The organism is Catenulispora subtropica (assembly GCF_039531675.1).
Lineage (GTDB): Bacteria > Actinomycetota > Actinomycetes > Streptomycetales > Catenulisporaceae > Catenulispora > Catenulispora subtropica.
The window spans coordinates 96,693-114,224 of sequence record NZ_BAAAQM010000010.1; the positions used below are offsets into that span (position 1 = coordinate 96,693).

18 protein-coding genes are annotated in these 17,532 nt (G+C 69.2%); 4 read left to right on the top strand and 14 right to left on the bottom strand.

What is annotated here, in order from left to right; all coding sequences use genetic code 11:
* Position 1 precedes the first annotated feature (1 nt).
* The 3 genes from ABD466_RS11390 to galT all read left to right on the top strand — a co-directional run bounded on the left by ABD466_RS11390 (position 2) and on the right by galT (position 4,989).
* The gene (locus ABD466_RS11390) at positions 2-2,344 is read left to right on the top strand and encodes an ABC transporter permease (RefSeq protein WP_344656946.1); all 2,343 of its coding nucleotides are present in this window, start codon (positions 2-4) and stop codon (positions 2,342-2,344) included.
* 173 nt (positions 2,345-2,517) lie between these two features.
* Positions 2,518-3,960, top strand: a complete 1,443-nt coding sequence (locus ABD466_RS11395) for a glycosyltransferase (RefSeq protein ID WP_344656947.1) — start codon at positions 2,518-2,520, stop codon at positions 3,958-3,960.
* Between the two features lie 15 nt (positions 3,961-3,975).
* On the top strand, positions 3,976-4,989 hold the full coding sequence (galT, locus tag ABD466_RS11400) for a galactose-1-phosphate uridylyltransferase (protein WP_344656948.1): 1,014 nt from the start codon (positions 3,976-3,978) through the stop codon (positions 4,987-4,989).
* 95 nt (positions 4,990-5,084) lie between these two features.
* Here galT and ABD466_RS11405 read toward each other — a convergent pair whose 3' ends face one another.
* The 13 genes from ABD466_RS11405 to ABD466_RS11465 all read right to left on the bottom strand — a co-directional run bounded on the left by ABD466_RS11405 (position 5,085) and on the right by ABD466_RS11465 (position 15,388).
* Complete coding sequence (locus tag ABD466_RS11405; RefSeq protein WP_344656949.1) at positions 5,085-5,795, bottom strand: ABC transporter ATP-binding protein; 711 nt, start codon at positions 5,793-5,795, stop codon at positions 5,085-5,087.
* Positions 5,788-6,606, bottom strand: a complete 819-nt coding sequence (locus ABD466_RS11410; protein ID WP_344656950.1) for an ABC transporter ATP-binding protein — start codon at positions 6,604-6,606, stop codon at positions 5,788-5,790. The genes ABD466_RS11405 and ABD466_RS11410 overlap by 8 nt, the downstream gene beginning before the upstream one ends.
* Positions 6,603-7,610, bottom strand: coding sequence for a branched-chain amino acid ABC transporter permease (locus tag ABD466_RS11415; RefSeq protein WP_344656951.1), 1,008 nt, complete (start codon positions 7,608-7,610; stop codon positions 6,603-6,605). Before ABD466_RS11415 ends, ABD466_RS11410 begins: the two co-directional genes overlap by 4 nt.
* Positions 7,610-8,503 (bottom strand): branched-chain amino acid ABC transporter permease, encoded by an 894-nt coding sequence (locus ABD466_RS11420; protein WP_344656952.1) that lies wholly within the window; start codon positions 8,501-8,503, stop codon positions 7,610-7,612. The genes ABD466_RS11415 and ABD466_RS11420 overlap by 1 nt, the downstream gene beginning before the upstream one ends.
* A 13-nt stretch (positions 8,504-8,516) precedes the next feature.
* Complete coding sequence (locus ABD466_RS11425) at positions 8,517-9,725, bottom strand: branched-chain amino acid ABC transporter substrate-binding protein (protein WP_344656953.1); 1,209 nt, start codon at positions 9,723-9,725, stop codon at positions 8,517-8,519.
* Positions 9,726-10,376: 651 nt separating this feature from the next.
* Positions 10,377-10,901: a pyridoxamine 5'-phosphate oxidase family protein gene (locus tag ABD466_RS11430; protein WP_425558621.1), complete on the bottom strand. Its 525-nt coding sequence runs from the start codon at positions 10,899-10,901 to the stop codon at positions 10,377-10,379.
* Positions 10,898-11,623 (bottom strand): sigma 54 modulation/S30EA ribosomal C-terminal domain-containing protein, encoded by a 726-nt coding sequence (locus ABD466_RS11435; RefSeq protein WP_344656955.1) that lies wholly within the window; start codon positions 11,621-11,623, stop codon positions 10,898-10,900. The genes ABD466_RS11430 and ABD466_RS11435 overlap by 4 nt, the downstream gene beginning before the upstream one ends.
* A 385-nt stretch (positions 11,624-12,008) precedes the next feature.
* Positions 12,009-12,419, bottom strand: a complete 411-nt coding sequence (locus tag ABD466_RS11440) for an STAS domain-containing protein (RefSeq protein ID WP_344656956.1) — start codon at positions 12,417-12,419, stop codon at positions 12,009-12,011.
* 61 nt (positions 12,420-12,480) lie between these two features.
* Positions 12,481-12,654, bottom strand: coding sequence for a DUF3073 domain-containing protein (locus ABD466_RS11445; RefSeq protein WP_344656957.1), 174 nt, complete (start codon positions 12,652-12,654; stop codon positions 12,481-12,483).
* A gap of 25 nt (positions 12,655-12,679) precedes the next feature.
* A complete protein-coding gene (locus ABD466_RS11450) occupies positions 12,680-13,108 on the bottom strand; it encodes a hypothetical protein (RefSeq protein WP_344656958.1) in 429 nt (142 codons plus the stop codon).
* Positions 13,108-14,754 (bottom strand): SulP family inorganic anion transporter, encoded by a 1,647-nt coding sequence (locus tag ABD466_RS11455; RefSeq protein ID WP_344657021.1) that lies wholly within the window; start codon positions 14,752-14,754, stop codon positions 13,108-13,110. The genes ABD466_RS11450 and ABD466_RS11455 overlap by 1 nt, the downstream gene beginning before the upstream one ends.
* A 74-nt stretch (positions 14,755-14,828) precedes the next feature.
* Positions 14,829-15,179 carry an ArsR/SmtB family transcription factor gene (locus ABD466_RS11460; RefSeq protein ID WP_344656959.1) on the bottom strand — a complete coding sequence of 117 codons (351 nt, stop codon included), beginning with the start codon at positions 15,177-15,179 and terminating at the stop codon, positions 14,829-14,831.
* Positions 15,180-15,184: 5 nt separating this feature from the next.
* Positions 15,185-15,388 (bottom strand): hypothetical protein, encoded by a 204-nt coding sequence (locus ABD466_RS11465; protein WP_344656960.1) that lies wholly within the window; start codon positions 15,386-15,388, stop codon positions 15,185-15,187.
* A 198-nt stretch (positions 15,389-15,586) separates the two neighbouring features.
* Here ABD466_RS11465 and ABD466_RS11470 point away from each other — a divergent pair, with 198 nt between their 5' ends.
* Positions 15,587-15,949 (top strand): zinc ribbon domain-containing protein YjdM, encoded by a 363-nt coding sequence (locus ABD466_RS11470; protein WP_344656961.1) that lies wholly within the window; start codon positions 15,587-15,589, stop codon positions 15,947-15,949.
* Between the two features lie 107 nt (positions 15,950-16,056).
* On the opposite strand, the gene ABD466_RS11475 is transcribed toward ABD466_RS11470, so the two are convergent.
* Positions 16,057-17,523, bottom strand: coding sequence for a hydrogenase large subunit (locus tag ABD466_RS11475; protein ID WP_344656962.1), 1,467 nt, complete (start codon positions 17,521-17,523; stop codon positions 16,057-16,059).
* Positions 17,524-17,532 lie beyond the last annotated feature (9 nt).

The window sequence follows — 17,532 nt, forward strand, 5'->3', positions numbered from 1 at the left end:
GATGAGCCGCGTCTTCCGCGCCAAACTGCGCCGCGACGTGTGGCGGCAGCGATGGCAGTTCACGGCGGTCGCGCTCGTCATCGCGTTGGGTGTGTGCGTGTTCGTCGCGGCCTTCGACGCCTATCGCAACCTGGCCGGCTCGTTCGACCGGGCCTATGCCGAGCAGCGCCTGCCCGACGTCGTCATCACCGGACCGGGTGCGTCAGCACTGGCCGGCGACGTGGCAGCGCTGCCCGGGCACCCCGTCACGCAGGTCCGCCACGAGGCGGAGACGGGCCTGCGCATCGGCGACCGCACTCTGCTGGGGCGCGTGGTCGGCGTCCCCGACGGTGCCCAGCCGGCCGTCGCCCGCCTGGCGCTCCGATCGGGCCGGCTGCCCGGGCCCGGGGAAGTGCTCGTCGAACAGCACCTGGCCGACCACTTCCACCTGCGGGTGGGCCAGAAAGTCGGGCTGCTCGGACCGTACGGCTGGCAGGACTTCACCGTCTCGGGGACCGGGCTGTCCACCGAGTACTTCTGGCCGGCCCGGTCCGCGCAGGAAGTCATGACGACACCGGACTACTTCGGCGTGTTGTTCGCGCCGGAGACCACTGTCAGTTCTGTGAGCACAGCACCTGTCGAGCAGCTCGCTGTCTATGCGGAAGACCGCGGTGCCGCAGCAAATCTCGTCGCGGGGACTCAGAACCTGGCCGCGGCACGCGGCCTGCCGTCGGCCGTCCGCGCCGACCAGCCGTCTTTCCATGCTCTCGATGAGGATGTGAAGTCGATCGGCACCTTCGCCACCCTCCTGCCCTGCCTGTTCCTGGCCGCAGCAGTCGTCGGCACCTACGTCCTGCTCTCCCGGCTGGTCGCCGCCCAGCGTGCCGTCATCGGCACGCTCACGGCCAATGGTCTTTCCCCGCACACTTTGCGCCGGCACTACCTCGGGTACGGGCTGGTCGCGGGAGCGGCTGGAGTGGTGCCCGGCCTTGTCGGCGGATATTTCTTCGGGGATTGGTTCACCACGCAGTACACCTCCGCGCTCGGCTTGCCGTTGCACGTCACCGAACTCCACCCCTGGACGCTGGTGATCGGGGCCGGCGCCGCGCTTACAGCGGCCTCGTTGGCCGCGTGGGCCCCGGCGCGGGCGGCGGCCAGGACCAGTCCGGCCGAGGCGATGAGCACGGCACCACCCAGTGGTAGCGGTCGGTTTTCGCTCGTCGAGCGCGCGATTCCGCCACTGCGGAGAATACGCGCGCGCTGGCGCATGGTGGTGCGAAGCACCACGCGCAACAGAAAACGCTCCATCCTCACAGTGAGCGGTGTTGCCGTGTCATTGACCTTGGTGCTCGTGTTCGCCGGGCTGCGGGACACCGTCTCCTCCGTGGTCGACCGACAGTTCGGAACGATCCAACGGCAAAGCGCCGAGGTGAGCACCACACCCGGCCGAGCAGCGAGCGTCCTAGCCGAGGTCAGGACTGACCCCGCTGTGCGAGCCGCCGAACCCTACGCTCGCTTGGACGTCAGCCTGACGAACGGGAATCGGCGTTTCGACACTTTGCTCATGGCGCTGCCGACCGACACCACGATGCACCAGTTCCCGACTTCTCACGGCACGGCACAGCTACCCGCACGTGGCGTCCTGCTGAGCCGAGGCCTGAAGGACACGCTGCGCCTGAACCCCGCAGACCCCGTGACGATCACCTTTGCCGAGACCGGACGCAGTCTGACGGAACCGGTCGCGGGCTACGTCGATGAACCCATGAGCGCTGTCGCCTACATGTCGCTCGAGCACCTCGATCAATCGCTCGGCGAGCCCAGCGCGACAGGGGTGCTTCTGCAACTGCGGCCGGGCGCCGACCGTGATGCAGCACGGCAAAGAATCTCTGTACTACCAGGAGTCCAGGCATATCTGGACACCAAGGCGCTGGCTTCAGCGATGCGCGATGCCTTCTCCTTGTACGACACCCTGGTCGGCATCATGCTGTTGTTCGCCGCGGCCATGGCGGCAGCCATGCTGTTCAACGCGATGTCCGCGAACGTCGCCGAACGAGCCGTCGAGCTGGGAACCCTGCGTGCCGCCGGCATGGCCCCGGGAATGCTCGCCAGGCTCATCGCTGCCGAGAACCTCGTCCTGGTGGCGATCGGCATCCCCGTCGGCCTCGCGACCGGGACACTACTGGCACGCTGGCTCATGGCTACCTACCAGACGCAGGGCTACCACTGGTCACTACAGATGCAGACCCGGACGCCTGTCCTCGCGGCCCTCGGCATTCTCGTCGCCGCACTGGTCGCCCAGACCCCAGTTCTTCGGACTCTGCGGCGTATCGACATCGCGCGCATCGTACGCGAACGATCACTGTAAACGTGGACCATCAGCACTTCGTAGAGGATCAGGGGCTCCTCCCGCCACCGGTGCTTTTCGATGGTCTTGGCATAGGGGGCCGAACGGCCCTATGCCAGGTGCCGATGAGCCCTACCTGGAGCGGGGATAGGGGTAAGGATGGTGAGGGGGAGATCTTCGTGAGGTGAAGGACGATGCTGCAGAGCGTAGACGTCGGCAGTCGCAGCCTGGACTCCTACAGCCAGTTCATGGGAAGCGCGGTTATCGAGGAATTGCGGGCGACGGCCGCGCCGTTGAGCGGCGTGCGGGTCCTGCACGTCAACGCCACCGGCTACGGAGGCGGAGTGGCGGAGATCCTCCGCTCCGAGGTGCCCGTCCTCCGCGACCTGGGAGTGGTGGCCGACTGGAAGACGATCGCAGCAGGGGATGCCTTCTTCGCGATCACCAAAACCATCCACAACGCGCTCCAGGGCGACCCTCGTGGCGTGACCAAGGAGGAGTGGCAAGCCTATGAGGCCACCTCGAACGCGGTCGCCGCTCAACTCGAGGAATCCTACGACGTCGTGGTCGTCCACGACCCGCAGCCACTCGCCCTGCCGCATATCCGCGGTCGTGGAGATTCGGTCTGGGTGTGGCGCTGCCATGTCGACAGCTCACAGGCCAACCCCCAGGTGTGGCAGCGGCTTCGGCCGCTGCTCGACGACTTCGACGCCGCTGTCTTCACCCTCGGCAGTTTCGCCCCGCCCGATGCCCCGATAAACCGGATCGAGATCATCCCGCCTGCGATCGACCCGCTCAGCCCGAAGAACATGCCCATCGACGACGGCCTCGCCACCAGCGTGCTCGAGTGGATCGGCGTGGACACCGCCCGGCCGCTGCTCGTCCAGGTTTCCCGGTTCGATCCCTGGAAGGACCCGCTCGGCGTCATCGCCGCCTACCGGACCGTCAAACAACGCGTTCCCGCTGTGCAGTTGGCTTTGGTCGGTTCGATGGCTCTGGACGACCCCCAGGGCTGGAAGGTCCACCGTCAGATCACCTCCGCGGCCGCTGACGACCCCGACATCTCCTTGTTCACCAACCTCACGGGCGCGGGCAACATCGAGGTCAACGCCTTCCAGCGCCATGCCGACGTCGTCATCCAGAAATCCTTGCGGGAGGGCTTCGGCCTGGTCGTCTCGGAAGCCGTGTGGAAGGGCACCCCCGTGGTCGCCGGGCGGGCCGGGGGGATCCCCCTGCAACTGCCGGACGGCACCGGTGGATATCTGGTCGACTCCATCGACGAGTGCGCCGAGGCCGTGCTGGGCCTGCTGGCCGACCCCGAGGCCGGCGATCGGCTCGCCGCCGCCGGTACCGAACTGGTCCGGGAGCGCTTCCTGCTGCCCCGTCTGATCAGTGACGAATTGCGCCTGATCGCCAGCCTGTTGGGTCAGCAGCCCGCCGCCCCCATCGCGCTGACCTCCGGATCGGGTACCGGTGGCGAGGTTCGCGACCCCGTATGCGGCATGCGCATCGACGCCTCCGGTGCCCACCTGTTCCACCACGGTGATCGAACGTTCTATTTCTGCTCGCCATCCTGCGTCCGGCAGTTCGCCGCCGAACCGGAGCTGTTCCTGCGCGCGGTCGCCCGAACCGGCTGAGCCGGGGAGATCGCCATGCCTGAACTGCGGCGTGACCCCTTCACCCGTTCCTGGGTGGTCATCGCCCCCGACCGTGCCGACCGCCCCCGCCACACCGCGCTCGCCGCCGACCCGGACTGCCCCTTCTGCCCCGGCCGCGAGCAGCAGACCCCGGGTGAACTATGGCGGTGGCCCACCGACCCGACACGTCCTTGGAAGGTGCGCGTCGTCCCCAACCGCTATCCCGTCCTGGCTCCCAGCGACCAGCCCGCGCAGCACCGCACCACAGGTGCGTACATCTCGGTCGACGGGGTCGGCGGCCACGAGGTCGTCGTCGAATCCCCCGACCACGACTGGGACCTGGCCGACGGCGACGATGAAGCGGTCGCGGACGTGCTGCGCGCCTACCGCGCCCGCACCCTCGTCCTGCGTGCACGCCGGCCGGGGCTCGTCCTGCCCTTCCGCAACCACGGCGCGGCAGCCGGAACCTCCCTCCCTCATCCTCACTCCCAGATCGTCGCCACCCCGGTCGTGCCGCTGCGCCAGCGGCGGCTCTTCGACGTCGCCCGCGCCCACTACGACGACCACGGAAGCTGCCTGTACACCGACCTCACCAACGCCGAACTCGCCGATGGCAGACGGGTCGTGGCCGTCGGCGACCACGTCGCAGCCCTGGCCCCCTACGCCGCCACCGCCCCGTTCGAAACCTGGATCCTGCCCTTTCAGCACCAGGCGTCATTCGCCGACATAACCGACGATGTCCTCGACGAGACCGCCGCGATCCTGCGCCGACTGCTGGCTGCCCTCCGTTCCCTGCTCGGCGACGTGCCCTACAACTACGTCCTGATCAACGCGCCCAACGGAGAGGAGAGCACCGCCTACTTCGCCTGGCACCTGCGACTCGTGCCCCGCCTGGTGGCCCCCGCCGGGTTCGAGCTCGGTACCGGCATCGCCGTCAATCCGGTCCCACCAGAACAGGCCGCCACTCGGCTGCGCGAGGAACTCGCCCGAGACGCCCGCGTGGCACCGTTGCGAACCAGCCGGGGGTGATCACGTCGGTCGATTCCGGTTCACCCGAGTCGGGGCGTCACAGCCGCGCCGCGCCGGAGCCGGGCGGCTCCGCGCGACGCGCGCTCCGGCGCGGCTCACGCGGCCCCGCCCAGGTAGGCCTCGACGACGCGGGTGTCGATCGACAGCTCGGCCGCCGTGCCTTCCAGCGTCTTCTCCCCGTTCTCGATCACATATCCCCGGTGGGCGATCTTCAGCGCGGCCGTGGCGTTCTGTTCGACGAGCAGCACCGCCGTGCCGCCGCGGTTGATGTCCCTGATCACCTCCATCACCGCGGCGACCATGATCGGTGCCAGGCCCATCGAGGGTTCGTCCAGCATGAGCAGATCGGGGCGGGCGACCAGGGCCCGAGCGATCGCGAGCATCTGCTGCTCGCCGCCGGAGAGCGTCCCGCCCTGCTGCGCCCGCCGTTCGTCCAGCCGCGGCAGCAGTTCGTAGATCCCGTCGATCCGACGCGCGAGTTCGGCACCGTCACGGACCAGATATCCGCCGATGAGCAGGTTCTCGTGCACGGTCAAGGTGCTGAAGACGCGCCGTCCCTCGGGGACGTGCACCACTCCGGCGGCGACGATCTTCGGCGGGGCCATCCTCGTGATGTCCTGGCTCCTGCACACGATCCGGCCCCCGGTGGGTCTCACCAGTCCGGACACCGCTGACAGCGTGGTGGTCTTGCCGGCTCCGTTGTTGCCGAGCAGGGCGACGATCTCCCCCTCACCCACCGTGAGATCGAGCCCGCGCAACGCGTGCACCCCTCCGTACTTGACGTCCAGTCCGCGGATCTCAAGCATGCTGGGCCCCCTCCCCGGCGAGTTCGGTACGCGCCGCGTGTATTTCGGCGTCGGCGGCGTCCCTGCCGAGATAGGCCTCGATGACGGCGGGGTCGCGCCGGACGTCCTCCGGCGTGCCGTCCGCGATCTCCTTGCCGAAGTTCAGCACGATCACCCGTTCGGACACCTCCATGACCAGGCTCATGTCGTGTTCGATGAGCGCGATGGCCACGCCCAGGTCCCGGATCCGGCGGATCAGGGCGAGCAGTTCGGTCTTCTCGCCGCGGTTGAGCCCGGCCGCCGGCTCGTCCAGGAGCAGCAGCTTCGGTCGCCGGGCCAGGGCACGGGCTATCTCCACCCGGCGTTGTTCGCCATACGGCAGGTGGCGCGCGAGCCCTGCGCGATCCCCGCGGAGCCCGACGAAGTCCAGCCATTTGTGGGCCTCATCGCTGCTCTCCCGCTCGCTGCGCCGGTAGCGGGGGGTGTGCAGCAAGGCGTCCAGGGCACTCTGCCTCAGCCACAGATGAGTACCCGCCCGCACGTTGTCCAGCACTGACAAATCGCCGAACAAGCGCAGATTCTGGAAGGTCCGAGCCAGCCCTCGGGCGGCGATCGCCGACGGGCGTAGACCCGCCACCTGCTCACCCGCCAGCCGGATGGAGCCGGCGGTCGGCTTGTAGAACCCGCTTGCGCAGTTGAAAGCCGAGGTCTTGCCCGCACCGTTGGGGCCGATCACCGACACGATCTCGCTCTCGCCGACCGAGAAGCCGAGGCCGTCGACGGCCCGGACACCGCCGAAGTCCAGCTGCAGATCCTTGACCTCGAGAATCATGCTTCCGCCTTCGCCGGCAGGTCGCGGACATCGCCCGAACTCCGTGCCACCGTGTCGTCGGGTTCGCGCGAGCGATGCGGCCACAGACCCTGCGGACGGAGCAGCATCATGACGATGAGGAGCACGCCGAAGACGAAGAAGCGGTAGTCGGCCAGATCCCGCAGCACCTCCGGCAGCAGGCTGATGACGACTGCGCCGACCACCACGCCACGGGTGGAGCCCATACCGCCGAGCACGACCGCCATCAGGACGAGGGCGGACTGGAGGAAGGTGAAGCTGGCCGGGGAGATCGCCGACAGCTGGGCGGCGAACAACACGCCCGACAGTCCACCCCAGACGGCTCCCGCGACGTAGGCGGCCAGCTTGACCCGGTACGTGTTGATCCCGCTGGCCTCGGCCGCGTCCTCGTCCTCGCGGACGAACCGCCAGGCACGGCCGATCCGGGAGGTGCCGAGTCGGGCCGAGAACAGCACCGCGAGCGAGACGATCGCCAGCACGGTGTAGTAGAAGACGACCGGGTCGGACAAGGTGTCGCCGAACAGACCGGGGATGCCGTAGATGCCCGAGGGGCCGCCGGTGATGTCCAGGTTGTTCGCGACGATCCGGATGATCTCGCCGAAGCCGAGGGTCACGATCGCCAGATAGTCGCTGCGCAGCCGCAGCGTCGGGCCTCCGATCACCACTCCGGCCACCACGGTCGCCAAGATGACGGCCGGCACGGTGGCCACGAGCGGGATCTCCAGCCGTGTCGCGAGTACTCCGCCGACGTACGCGCCGACGGCGAGGAAGGCGGCGAAGCCGAGGTCGAGCAGTCCGCAGTAGCCGACGACGATGTTCAGGCCGACTGTGAGCATCACGAAGACGGCCGCGCTGGTCATCACGTTCAGCGCGTACGGAGTGGCGGTCACGAACGGGGCGAGCAGGCCGACGGCCAGGCCGCTCCAGCCGATCCTTCGACTCTGCAGCAGTCGTGCAACGACTCGTGGCTTCTGGAGGGCCGCCATCACACTCGCTCCGTTACACGCTCGCCGAGCAGGCCCGTCGGCCGCACGGTCAGGAACAGGATGAGGAATCCGAAAGCGAACACGTCCCGCCATTGGCCTCCGAACCAGTCGGTGCTGAAGGACTCCAGCAGACCGAGGACCAGGCCGCCGAGCATGGTGCCCTTCATGTTGCCGATCCCGCCGATGACGGCCGCGGTGAACGCCTTGAGGCCGATGATGAAGCCCATCAGGAAGTCGATCTTCCCGTAGTAGGCGCCGGACATGACCCCGGCGGCCCCCGCCAGGGCCGACCCGATGAAGAAGGTGCGGGAGACGACCGCATCGACGTCGATGCCCATGAGCAGGCACGCCTTCGGATCGAGGGCGATGGCCCGCATCGCCCGGCCCTGGCGGCTGTGCATCACCATGGCGTTCAGCGCCAGCATCAGCCCGGCGGCCACAGCCATGAGGACGAGTTGCTGAACAGTGGCCCGCACGCCGAGCACCGACATGCTGGTCCCGTCGAGACGAACCGGATAGACCCGCGGGTCGGGGCCCGCGGCCAGTCTCACGCCGTATTCCAGCGCGAACGACGCGCCCACCGCGGTGATCAGCAGCGACAGCCGCGGCGCTCCGCGCAGCGGCCGATAGGCCACTCGCTCCAGCACCACGCCGCTCAAACCGGTCGCCAGCATCGTCAGCGCGAGCACGAGGAACAGTGCGATCAGCGACCCGCCGGGGACGGCTCCTCCCAGTGTGCTGAGCATCGCGTACCCGGCGAACGCTCCGAGCATGTAGAGATCGCCGTGGGCGAAGTTGAGCAGCTTGATGATCCCGTAGACCATGCTGTAGCCGAGGGCGACCAGGGCGTAGAACGAGCCGACGAACAACCCGTTCCAGATGAGCTGTGCCATGCGGACTCCCGGCCTAGTTGAGGGAGTCCTGCAGGGCGAAATCGCCGTTCTTGACGGTGAGTATCACGAAGCCGCCGTTGCTCAGCGTGTGGTCAGAGGTGAACTTCAGCGGACCGGCGAAGGTCTGGAAGCCGTTCAGGCCCTCGAGCGAGGCGGTGACCTTGTCCCCGTCGGTGCTGCCCGCCGCCTTGATGGCCTCGGCGGCGACTCGGACGGCGTCGTAGGACTGGGTGGAGTAGGGGCCGGGTTCGGCGCCGAACTTCTGCTTGTACGAGGCGATCCAGTTCTCGGCGCCCGGAGTGGTCTGCGGCGTCTGCGTCATGGTGGCGTAGACGCCCTCGCCGCCGGAGCCACCCGCGATCTCGACCAGTTTCCGGTCGACCGAGCCGTCGGCGACAAGGAACTTCCCCTTGTAGCCGGCCTGACGGAACTGGCGGATGAGCAGACCGCCTTCTTGGTAGTAGCCGGTCCAGTAGATGTAGTCAGGGTTCGACTTCAGGACACTGGTGACATTGGGGCTGTAGTCGCTCTCGCCCGGGTTGACGGCCTCTTCGGTGGCCTTGCTCGGGGCGCCCGCCGTACCCAGCTGGGCATAGGTGAGGTCGGCGATGTCCTTGGAGTAGCTGGTGTTGTCGTCCATGACGGCGACACTCTTCGCCCCGTCCTTGGCCAACCAGGCGACGGCGGCGGCGGCCTGTTGCTTGCCGGTGCCGTTGATCAGGAAGACGTGCTTCAGGTGCTGGGCGACGAGCTGGTTGGAGTTGGCGGCTGGAATGACCATGGGGATCTTCTGCTTGTCGAAGATCGGCAGTGTGGGCAGGGTCGCCCCCGAGCAGTAGCCGCCCACGGAGACGCTCGCGCCGGCCGCGACAAGCTTGTTGGCCGCGGCGACTGCGGTCTTCGGGTCGCAGGCGTCATCTTCCGTCTGGAGCTGCAGCTTCCGGCCGAGAACGCCGCCGGAGGCGTTGATCTCGTCCACCGCGAGCTGCGCACCGTTGCGCATGTAAGGGCCGATGTCGGCGCTGCTGCCCGAAAGGGGGATGTCCATGCCCAGGATGATCGGGCCCTTGCTGCTGCCTCCCTTGCTGCTGCTGTCGAGCAGACCGCCGCAACCGGTCGTGGACACGGCGACCGCCGTGAGGATCGCGGCCAGCGTTGCGGCATGAGACGGGGTTCGGACGGCGAGGGGTGAGGCGGCGGGGGTGGTGGGGTGTGTCTTCACGAGGGGAGCTCCTGTGCGAGGCATTGCGAACGAGGCACTGCATTGCGGGGTCTGCTGTGAAGCGAGGAGATCAGCCGAGACATGCCTACGGCGAGCCGGGAGCCGGCTCGTGACCAGGCACTTCTCGCCGGAGAGTGGAACGGGCGCGGCGTGTGATGTGTGATATTGCATCACTCCGAGGCTGCCGTCAAGAGCTCGGCACGAACTCAGCCGCTGCGCGGGCGACCTCGGCGTGCCGCTCGTGCAGGGTGCTGGAGGAGTCGCCGTCGATGATCGAGTCCGGGGCCTCGGTCAGTGCGGTGTGCCGGGTTTCCCACTCGGTCTTCTCGATCTTCCGCCGGCCGGCGCGCCGGCGGACCGTGTCGAGGTGGGTGACCGGTATGTCGAGCAGCTGGCCCAGCCGGTGGTGAACGAGTACTTGTGGTCGTGCGGAATCAGCTCGTTGGTCCCCGGCGAGACATGCAGTCGCAGGTGGACGCCGCGCTCAGGGGCCCGCCACAGAGTCAGCCGGTCCATGATCGGATGGTGGTCGGCGTCGGCGGCCGGGCGTTCACTCCGGCGCACGCGGCGCTCGTCACGACCGTCGCCGCCGGCCGCGACCGGGACGCCGCCTCGGCAGCACGAGTACGCAGCCCGACCTGCATGGATGAACTAATCGGCACCCACGCGGCGACCAGGTGCGCGACCTTCTTCCGGCTTCGCCGTGCGCTTCGAACGGCCTTCGTCGGCGTCGGTCATGCGGAAGCCGTTGACCATGTCGAGGCGTATCAAGACGGCGTGTTCCATAGCGCGGCCGACCCAGGGGGCGACAAGCTTCTCGTAGCGGGCAAGCTGGTCTGGGTCGGTCACCAGGCGGGCGAACCCGGTGACCACGACCGACCAGCCCAGATGGGTCTCCTGGTCGATCATGTCGGCTTCATAGGCGACGACGGTTCCGGAGCCGTCGACGGCGTGGGTCAGAGCGGCACTTTCGTGGGTGCGGATGACGAGGTGGCCGTCGACGAGGGCGTGGTTGACCGGGCGGATCGCGGGCAGGGCGTTGCGGGTGAACACGATCCGGCCCATGTTCACGCTGCCGAGCAGGGCGAGGGCTTCGTCGCGGTCCAGTTCGGCCATCGACCGAGGCGCCGTGGGGGCCGATTCTTCGGGTAGCTCGGGTGAAGTGGTCGAAGTCATCCCGCGTCCTTGACGAGTGTGTAACGAGTGTCGAAGCGGCGGTAGAGCAGTTGTCCGCGGCCGCTGTCCGGGTCGGTGAAGAACAGGTGTCCCAGGCCGGTGTCGTCCAGGCGGGCCATGGCCTGTTCCGGCTCCAGGGCGGGAGCCGGTCGCGGGTCGACGGTCAGCGGGATGGCATTCGCGGGCGGTGGCGGGGCCGGGCGCAGACGGGTCAGGCGGTAGCCGGTCGGCCCGGAGCGGTGCACCATCGCGTCCAGGCCGGTGTCGGCGTCGATGAACAGGTGGGCTGGGTAGTCCATCAGGTCCATGACGGCCGCTGCGACCTCCGGCGGGCACGCCACCAGCGGAACGATCTTGATTCGGGCCAGGAGCCCGAGGTTGATCGCACGCTCGCCGGGTGGCAGGCGGGAGGGGACGGAGGCGTCGTCGCTATCCGGCCAGGGGCGCGCCGACCAGCAGGCGGCGGCTTCCAGGATCCGGCGGCCCAGCCGTTCGGCGAGGTCGTCGGCCGCCTGGTCGAGGGTGGCCGCGGCGACCTGCACGCGGATCGGGCGCCGGGCCGCGCGCGCGTTGGCCTGGGCCACGATGCGTCCGCCGGTGTCGGACAGCCGGATGCGGAGCCCGTCGGTGGGGACGTCGTATCCGGCGACGGCCTGGGTGATGCGCAGGACGGCGGGCTCCCGCTGTGCCAGCTCGGGGACGCTGGCCCGTTGTTCCACCATGTGCCACTCTCGCCTCTCGTGTTTCAGGGACCACGATGCCCCGCAATGATCGTCCGGGCGGAGCGCCATGCGACGGTAGGGCCGAATGGCCCTGATATCAGCTGATCCAGATCGGGACCTCCGGGTACCGTGACCACGCCGTGTCGCGGCTGCCGGACTTGGTTGCGAGAACCCTTGGCCTTGCCGGGTCGGAGTACGCGTTCATCGATCAGACCGTGGAACTGCGGGTGCATCAGCAGCATGTGCGGGAGGCGTGTCCGAGCATGACTTAAGCGCGGACGGCGGCGATGTCGCCCAGGACGCAGCGGGGCTGTGCCACCGCCATGATGAGCAGCTTGTCCATCACGGCCTCCCCGCCGACCGCTCGGCCCATCACAGGATGCTGTCAGAACCGGGTGTTCGGATGCGGCCAGCCTCCGCTTCGCCACTCCCGGAACTCTCCGGTCGGCTCGGCCGGCGCTCCGTGTGCGGCCAGGGCGGCGGCCAGATCGGCATGGACGGTGATGGCGGGCTGGCCGCTGGTGGAGATGAAAGCCGGAACCGGGCCGGGAGCGGCGGCGATCTCCAGGGTCCGCCCGGCTTCGCTCAGCCGCAGGGCGGTGCGGATGATCTCGCCCTGTCCGAGAGTGGTCCATTCGGTCACGGCGGCCAAGTCCATGATCAGTGGGCCGGCGCCGTGGTAGAGGGCCCAGCCGGTCGCACCGTGCAGCCGGGGCGCGCCTTTGGCGCCGAGGCTTCCGGCCAGGGCCAGGATGCCCAGGTCGGGGCGGGACTCGTAATGCCACTGCAGCTGCACGGTGTCGGTTTCCTTGCTGGTCGGTCGAGGATGCCCCGCGGCAACCGATGAGGGTGTCCCGTTACTGGTCGTCGAGGTCTTCGTCCTGCTGCGCGCCCGGAGGGTAGGCGGGGTCCTCGGTGCCACGTGCCGCCCTCAGTTCGGCTTGCAACCGCGCGAGGTCGCCTCCGGGGCTCGTGTACTTGAGCTCGCGGGCGACCTTTGTCGCTTTGGCCTTCGCTCTGCCTCGTCCCATCACGTCCTCCTTGCTGGTCGAGCTGTCATGGGCCGGCAGCCAGCCGCTGGAAGCGGTGGCCGTCGATGAGCTGTGGGCGCAGCCGCAGTACGCGGGTGCCCGGCCCGGCTTCGAAGCCGGGCACGATCTTCTGGTAGTGCCGTCGCAGCAGCGGGTCGATGATGACTTCGGCCGGACCGGTGAAGGTGGCGTACCAGCCTTTGCCGGTCGTCTCGTCGACGGATTCGGCGAGGTAGGTGATCGGCAGGCCGTTGTCCATCAGCGCTTCCAGTTCGGCGGTCATGACGGTCAGGATGACAAGCTCGCCACGCTCGAGCGCGTGGAAGCCGGCCTGGCGAGCTGTCATCCCTCCCCTCGCGCAGATCACGAAGCCGATGCTGATGTCGCCGAGCAGATACAGAGCTTCGGCGCGGAGCAGCGGCGCGAGACGGACCTGTGCGAAGTCGATGCTCATCAGCACACCTGGGCGTGCCTGTCGGCGCGCTGTCCGGGAATGATCCCGGCCCCGGACAGGCGGGTGTGAGCGAACTCGATGGCTTGTGGGGTGGTGGTGAACACGTGCCCCGCCTCGCGCAGGGCGTCCAGGGTGCCCAGGGCGTCCAGCGGACGGTGGTGTTCGGGACGGACACCGGAGACGAGCACCAGCACGCCGCGCCTGGTGAGCTTGTCGATGGCGTCGGCCAGGACCCGGGCACCTGAGGAGTCGATGACGCTGACCCGCGACATCCGCAGGATCACCACGCGCACGTCGGCGGTCTCGGTGAGTTCCAGCAGGAAGCGGTGGGCGGCGGCGAAGAGCAGCGGGCCGTCGATGCGGTAGGCGATGATGTGCTCGCCGAGCAGCGCCTGCTCTTCGGCGTGGTGGTCGGCCGGGGGCAGGTCGGCGTGCAGCGGCACCTGTTCCAGCCGCGCGGCCTTCGACACTTTGGTCACTGCGACCACCGCGGCCACGATCATCCCCACGATCACCGCGTTGACCAGAGTCGACGCCAGGGTGACCGCCGCGGTCAGGAAAAGTATCGCGGCCTCGCCGCGGCCGGCCTTGGCCAGAGCCTTGATGGAGCCGACTTCCACCATGCGGATCGCGGTGGCGATGAGCACGCCGGCCAGGGCGGCGCGTGGGATGTGCGAGACCAGCGGCGCCGCCGCGAACACGATTCCAGCGATCACCGCGGCGTGTATCAGCGAGGACAGCCGGGATACGGCACCGGTGCGCACGTTGACCGCGGTGCGGGCGATCGCCCCGGTCGCCGCCACGCCGCCGAACAGCGGTGCGGCGATGTTGGCCAGGCCCTGGCCGAACAGTTCGCGGTCCGAGTCGTGCCGCTCGGAGACGCTCATCGCGTCGGCGGCCGAGGCCGACATCAGCGACTCCAGCGCGGCCAGAGCGGCCACCGCCAGGGCTGAGGGCAGCAGTGAGCTGACATGGGACGCCTCGAAGAACGAGGCCGACGGCGCGGACAGGCCCGAGGGCAGGTGTCCGATGGTCGCCGTGGCCAGGCCCAGCCCCCACACCGCGGCGGTCGCGGCGGCCACAGCCAGCAGCGAGAACGGGATCGCGGGTCGCAACCGGGCGCCGGCCAGCATGAGCGCGGCGACCGCCAGGGCGACCGCGATCGAAGTCCCGTGCGGGTGCTTCGCGAAGTCCCCGACCGCCTTGGCGGCGACCACGGCCGGGTTGTCGCCGGAGGGTGTCTTGATCCCGAGTGCGCCGGGGATCTGCTGGAGACCGATCACGGCGGCGATGCCGAGGGTGAACCCCTCGATCACCGGCACCGGGACGTAGGACATGGCACGGCCGGCGCGCAGCAGGGCCAGCAGCACCAGGATGATCCCGGCCATCAGGCCGACGGTCATGACGCCGTCGACGCCGTACGAGTGGACGATCGGCACCAGGACCACGGTCATCGCCCCGGTGGGGCCGCTGACCTGGACGTTCGAGCCGCCGAAGATCGCGGCGAGGGCGCCGGCCACTATCGCGGTGACCAGCCCGGCCCGGGCCCCGGCGCCGGAGGTGATGCCGAACCCGAGGGCCAGCGGCAGCGCGACGACCGCGACAGTCAGACCGGACACCAGGTCGCGGCGCGGGGAGCGGCGCATCGTGCCGAGGGTTTCGGCAGTGGGCAAGACGGATCTGAGGCGGCCCACGGCGGCGTGGGCGAGGGCGTTCGTGGTCACTCGGTGGTGCTCGGCATCGCGTCGGCTTCGCGCAGTTCGGCCAGCAGGTCCTGCTGGCCGGTGATCAGCTCGGTGAGGATGCGGCGGGCGGCGCGCAGCAGTTCCACGACGTCGGGGCCGGCCAGAGAATAGACGACGGTGTCGCCGTCGCGCACGGAGGCGACGATGCCGGAGCGGCGCAGCACCGCCAACTGCTGGGACAGATTGGACCGCTCGACCTCGATCTGCGCCAGCAGCTCGCGCACCGGCATCGGCCCGTCGGACAGCAACTCCAGAACCCGGATGCGCACCGGATGCCCGAGCATGCGGAAGAACTCCGCCTTGGCCTGATACAGGGGTACGGTCATCGGTTTCACGGTCGCGTCTCTTCTCTGTCCGTGCTCGGCCGCGCGATCTCGACACCGAGTTCGCGGGCCTGGCCGTAAGCGTGCTCCAGATCATCCAGCGACGCGGCGATGCCCCGCAGGTCCGCGGTCGCAGCGGCTTCAGCCAAGCGTGCCCGCGCCCGCACGATCCGGGCGGCCAGTGCCTCGGCATTCTCCTGTGTCACCGTCACGACCAACTCTCATCCCTGCTCGCTCGGGGCGTCGGCAACGCCGACCGCGCCCCCGACAGGCGCGACCGGCCGCCAGGCACCGGCACCTGGCACCCTCAAACAGCCGTCGGGAGGCGGACCCGGAACCTGCGACGACCATCATGCATCCAATTGAAGGAATCATCAATTCGCCATGTGCGCTCGGGTAGGATCACGCAGGTGAACGAGACCCTGCCGCAGTGCCCCGAATGCTCCAGCGTCCATGCCTATGAGATGGGTGCCCTGCTGGTTTGCCCCGAGTGCGGCCACGAGTGGGCGGCCGGCGCCGGTGAGGTCGGGGACGCGGGCGCGGTGCCCGACGGTGCCATCCGGGACTCGGTCGGCAACGTGCTGGCTGACGGCGACGACGTCACCGTGGTCAAAGCGCTCAAGGTCAAGGGCCACCCGACCGGGATCAAGGCGGGTACGAAGGTTCGCGGCATCCGGCTGAACCCCGGCGGCCCGGACGGGCACGACATCGACTGCAAGATCGACGGCTTCGGCGCGATGCAGCTCAAGTCCAGCGTGGTCCGCAAAGCCTGACGCTGCTGTTCTGCGGCGATCCCGGCCGGCCGAATCGTCGGCCTGCTTCAGGCTCGCCGACGGGCTGCCGGGCCGCCGGGCCGCCGGCGTCGGCGAGGCTGGCCGGTCTACAAGTCGTTGCCCGCATAGGACTGGTTGAAGCTCTTGTTGACCAGCGGGAAGTCCGGGACGATCGCGCCGCGCAGCGCGACCGGCAGCGCCGGCCAGTTGAAGAAGGACGGGTCGACGACCTTGACGCGGGTGAGGCGTCCGTCGCGGTCGATCTCGACGCGGTGGACGATGGTGCCGCGCCAGCCCTCGGTGATGCCGATCCCGGACCCGCTGCGGGGGGCCGGAGCGCTACCGGGCTGCCGGGCGGGGCCGTCGAGCGTGCCGGTCAGCTCTTTGATGGAGGCGGTCGAGGTCTGGTATTCCTCGGCACGGATGCCGAAGCGGGCCATGACGTCGCCTTCCGTCCGCAGCGCTGTCGGCGGGGCCGGAACAGGGCCCGGGTGGTCGTGGCGGGCGTCGGTGGCAAGGCCGGCGGCGCGGGCGACGTAGCCGAGGGTGCCGAGGTCGCGGGCTTGGTCGAGGGTGAGGACGCCGGTGTCGGTGAACCGGTCGCGGACCACGGTGTGGCTCAGGGCGAGACGGACGACCTCGGCGACGTCATCGGCCAATGACGTCAGCCGGTCGGCGTCGGGGAGGGTGAGGATCCGAGCGCCGCCGACGACGACGCCGCCGCGCAGCAGTCGATGACCGGTGGTCTCGGCGTTCAGCCGGAGCAGTTGCTCGCGAATGCGGCCGGCGTGCTGGTTGAGGATGCCGTGGCCGACGTCGTTGCACAGTGCGCCGATGTCGCCGATGTGGTTGTACAGCCGCTCCAGCTCGAGCAGGACCGACCGGATCGCTTCGGCCTGCGCGGGCACCTGGATGCCGAGCGCGTCCTCGACAGCCCGGCAGTAGGCCAGGGCATGCCCGACCGCTGTGTCGCCGCTGATCCGCTCGGCGAGAGCGAGCTTGTCCTCGGGCCGGTGGCCTTCGAAGAGCTTCTCGATGCCTTTGTGGACGAACCACAGGCGGGCTTTGAGCGTGAGGATCGTCTCGCCGACGACGGAGAAGCGGAAGTGCCCGGGCTCGATGAGTCCGGCGTGCACCGGCCCGACCGGGATCTCGTAGACGCCGGGGCCGGCGACCTCCAGGAACGGGTACGGCCCTTCAGGCTCCCCGAACTCCGGTGCCGGCCCGGCGTCGCGGCGCATGGGATGCCATCTGCGCGGCCAGTGGTAGTGGCGGACCAGGCGGCGCGGCAGCGGATGCCCGACCGGGCGGATGCCGAAAAGGTCGTGCATCTCGCGCTCGAACCGCCCGGCGGGGAACGACACTTCCGCCAGGCTGGGCACCTGAGGGCGCCGGCCGTCGAGGTGCACGGTCAGCTCGGAACGGGAGTCACCGGGGCCGAGGAACAGGTAGACCGCGCGGAAGGCGCCGTCCGGGTCGTGGTGCGCGGCGACCAGGGCGAGGCGGTGGCCGGCGTCCAGCAGTCGGCGTGCGGCGGGCAGCAGGTCGGCGGCGTCGACATCCGTGGTCATCATGGGGCGGTC

What these genes read in the sequence shown, in the direction of transcription:
- ABD466_RS11390 (WP_344656946.1), top strand. Translation starts at nt 2, where the DNA reads ATGAGCCGCGTCTTCCGCGCCAAACTGCGCCGCGACGTGTGGCGGCAG.
- ABD466_RS11395 (WP_344656947.1), top strand. Translation starts at nt 2,518, where the DNA reads ATGCTGCAGAGCGTAGACGTCGGCAGTCGCAGCCTGGACTCCTACAGC.
- galT (WP_344656948.1), top strand. Translation starts at nt 3,976, where the DNA reads ATGCCTGAACTGCGGCGTGACCCCTTCACCCGTTCCTGGGTGGTCATC.
- ABD466_RS11405 (WP_344656949.1), bottom strand. Translation starts at nt 5,795, where the DNA reads ATGCTTGAGATCCGCGGACTGGACGTCAAGTACGGAGGGGTGCACGCG.
- ABD466_RS11410 (WP_344656950.1), bottom strand. Translation starts at nt 6,606, where the DNA reads ATGATTCTCGAGGTCAAGGATCTGCAGCTGGACTTCGGCGGTGTCCGG.
- ABD466_RS11415 (WP_344656951.1), bottom strand. Translation starts at nt 7,610, where the DNA reads ATGGCGGCCCTCCAGAAGCCACGAGTCGTTGCACGACTGCTGCAGAGT.
- ABD466_RS11420 (WP_344656952.1), bottom strand. Translation starts at nt 8,503, where the DNA reads ATGGCACAGCTCATCTGGAACGGGTTGTTCGTCGGCTCGTTCTACGCC.
- ABD466_RS11430 (WP_425558621.1), bottom strand. Translation starts at nt 10,901, where the DNA reads ATGACTTCGACCACTTCACCCGAGCTACCCGAAGAATCGGCCCCCACG.
- ABD466_RS11435 (WP_344656955.1), bottom strand. Translation starts at nt 11,623, where the DNA reads ATGGTGGAACAACGGGCCAGCGTCCCCGAGCTGGCACAGCGGGAGCCC.
- ABD466_RS11445 (WP_344656957.1), bottom strand. Translation starts at nt 12,654, where the DNA reads ATGGGACGAGGCAGAGCGAAGGCCAAAGCGACAAAGGTCGCCCGCGAG.
- ABD466_RS11450 (WP_344656958.1), bottom strand. Translation starts at nt 13,108, where the DNA reads ATGAGCATCGACTTCGCACAGGTCCGTCTCGCGCCGCTGCTCCGCGCC.
- ABD466_RS11455 (WP_344657021.1), bottom strand. Translation starts at nt 14,754, where the DNA reads ATGCGCCGCTCCCCGCGCCGCGACCTGGTGTCCGGTCTGACTGTCGCG.
- ABD466_RS11460 (WP_344656959.1), bottom strand. Translation starts at nt 15,179, where the DNA reads ATGACCGTACCCCTGTATCAGGCCAAGGCGGAGTTCTTCCGCATGCTC.
- ABD466_RS11475 (WP_344656962.1), bottom strand. Translation starts at nt 17,523, where the DNA reads ATGATGACCACGGATGTCGACGCCGCCGACCTGCTGCCCGCCGCACGC.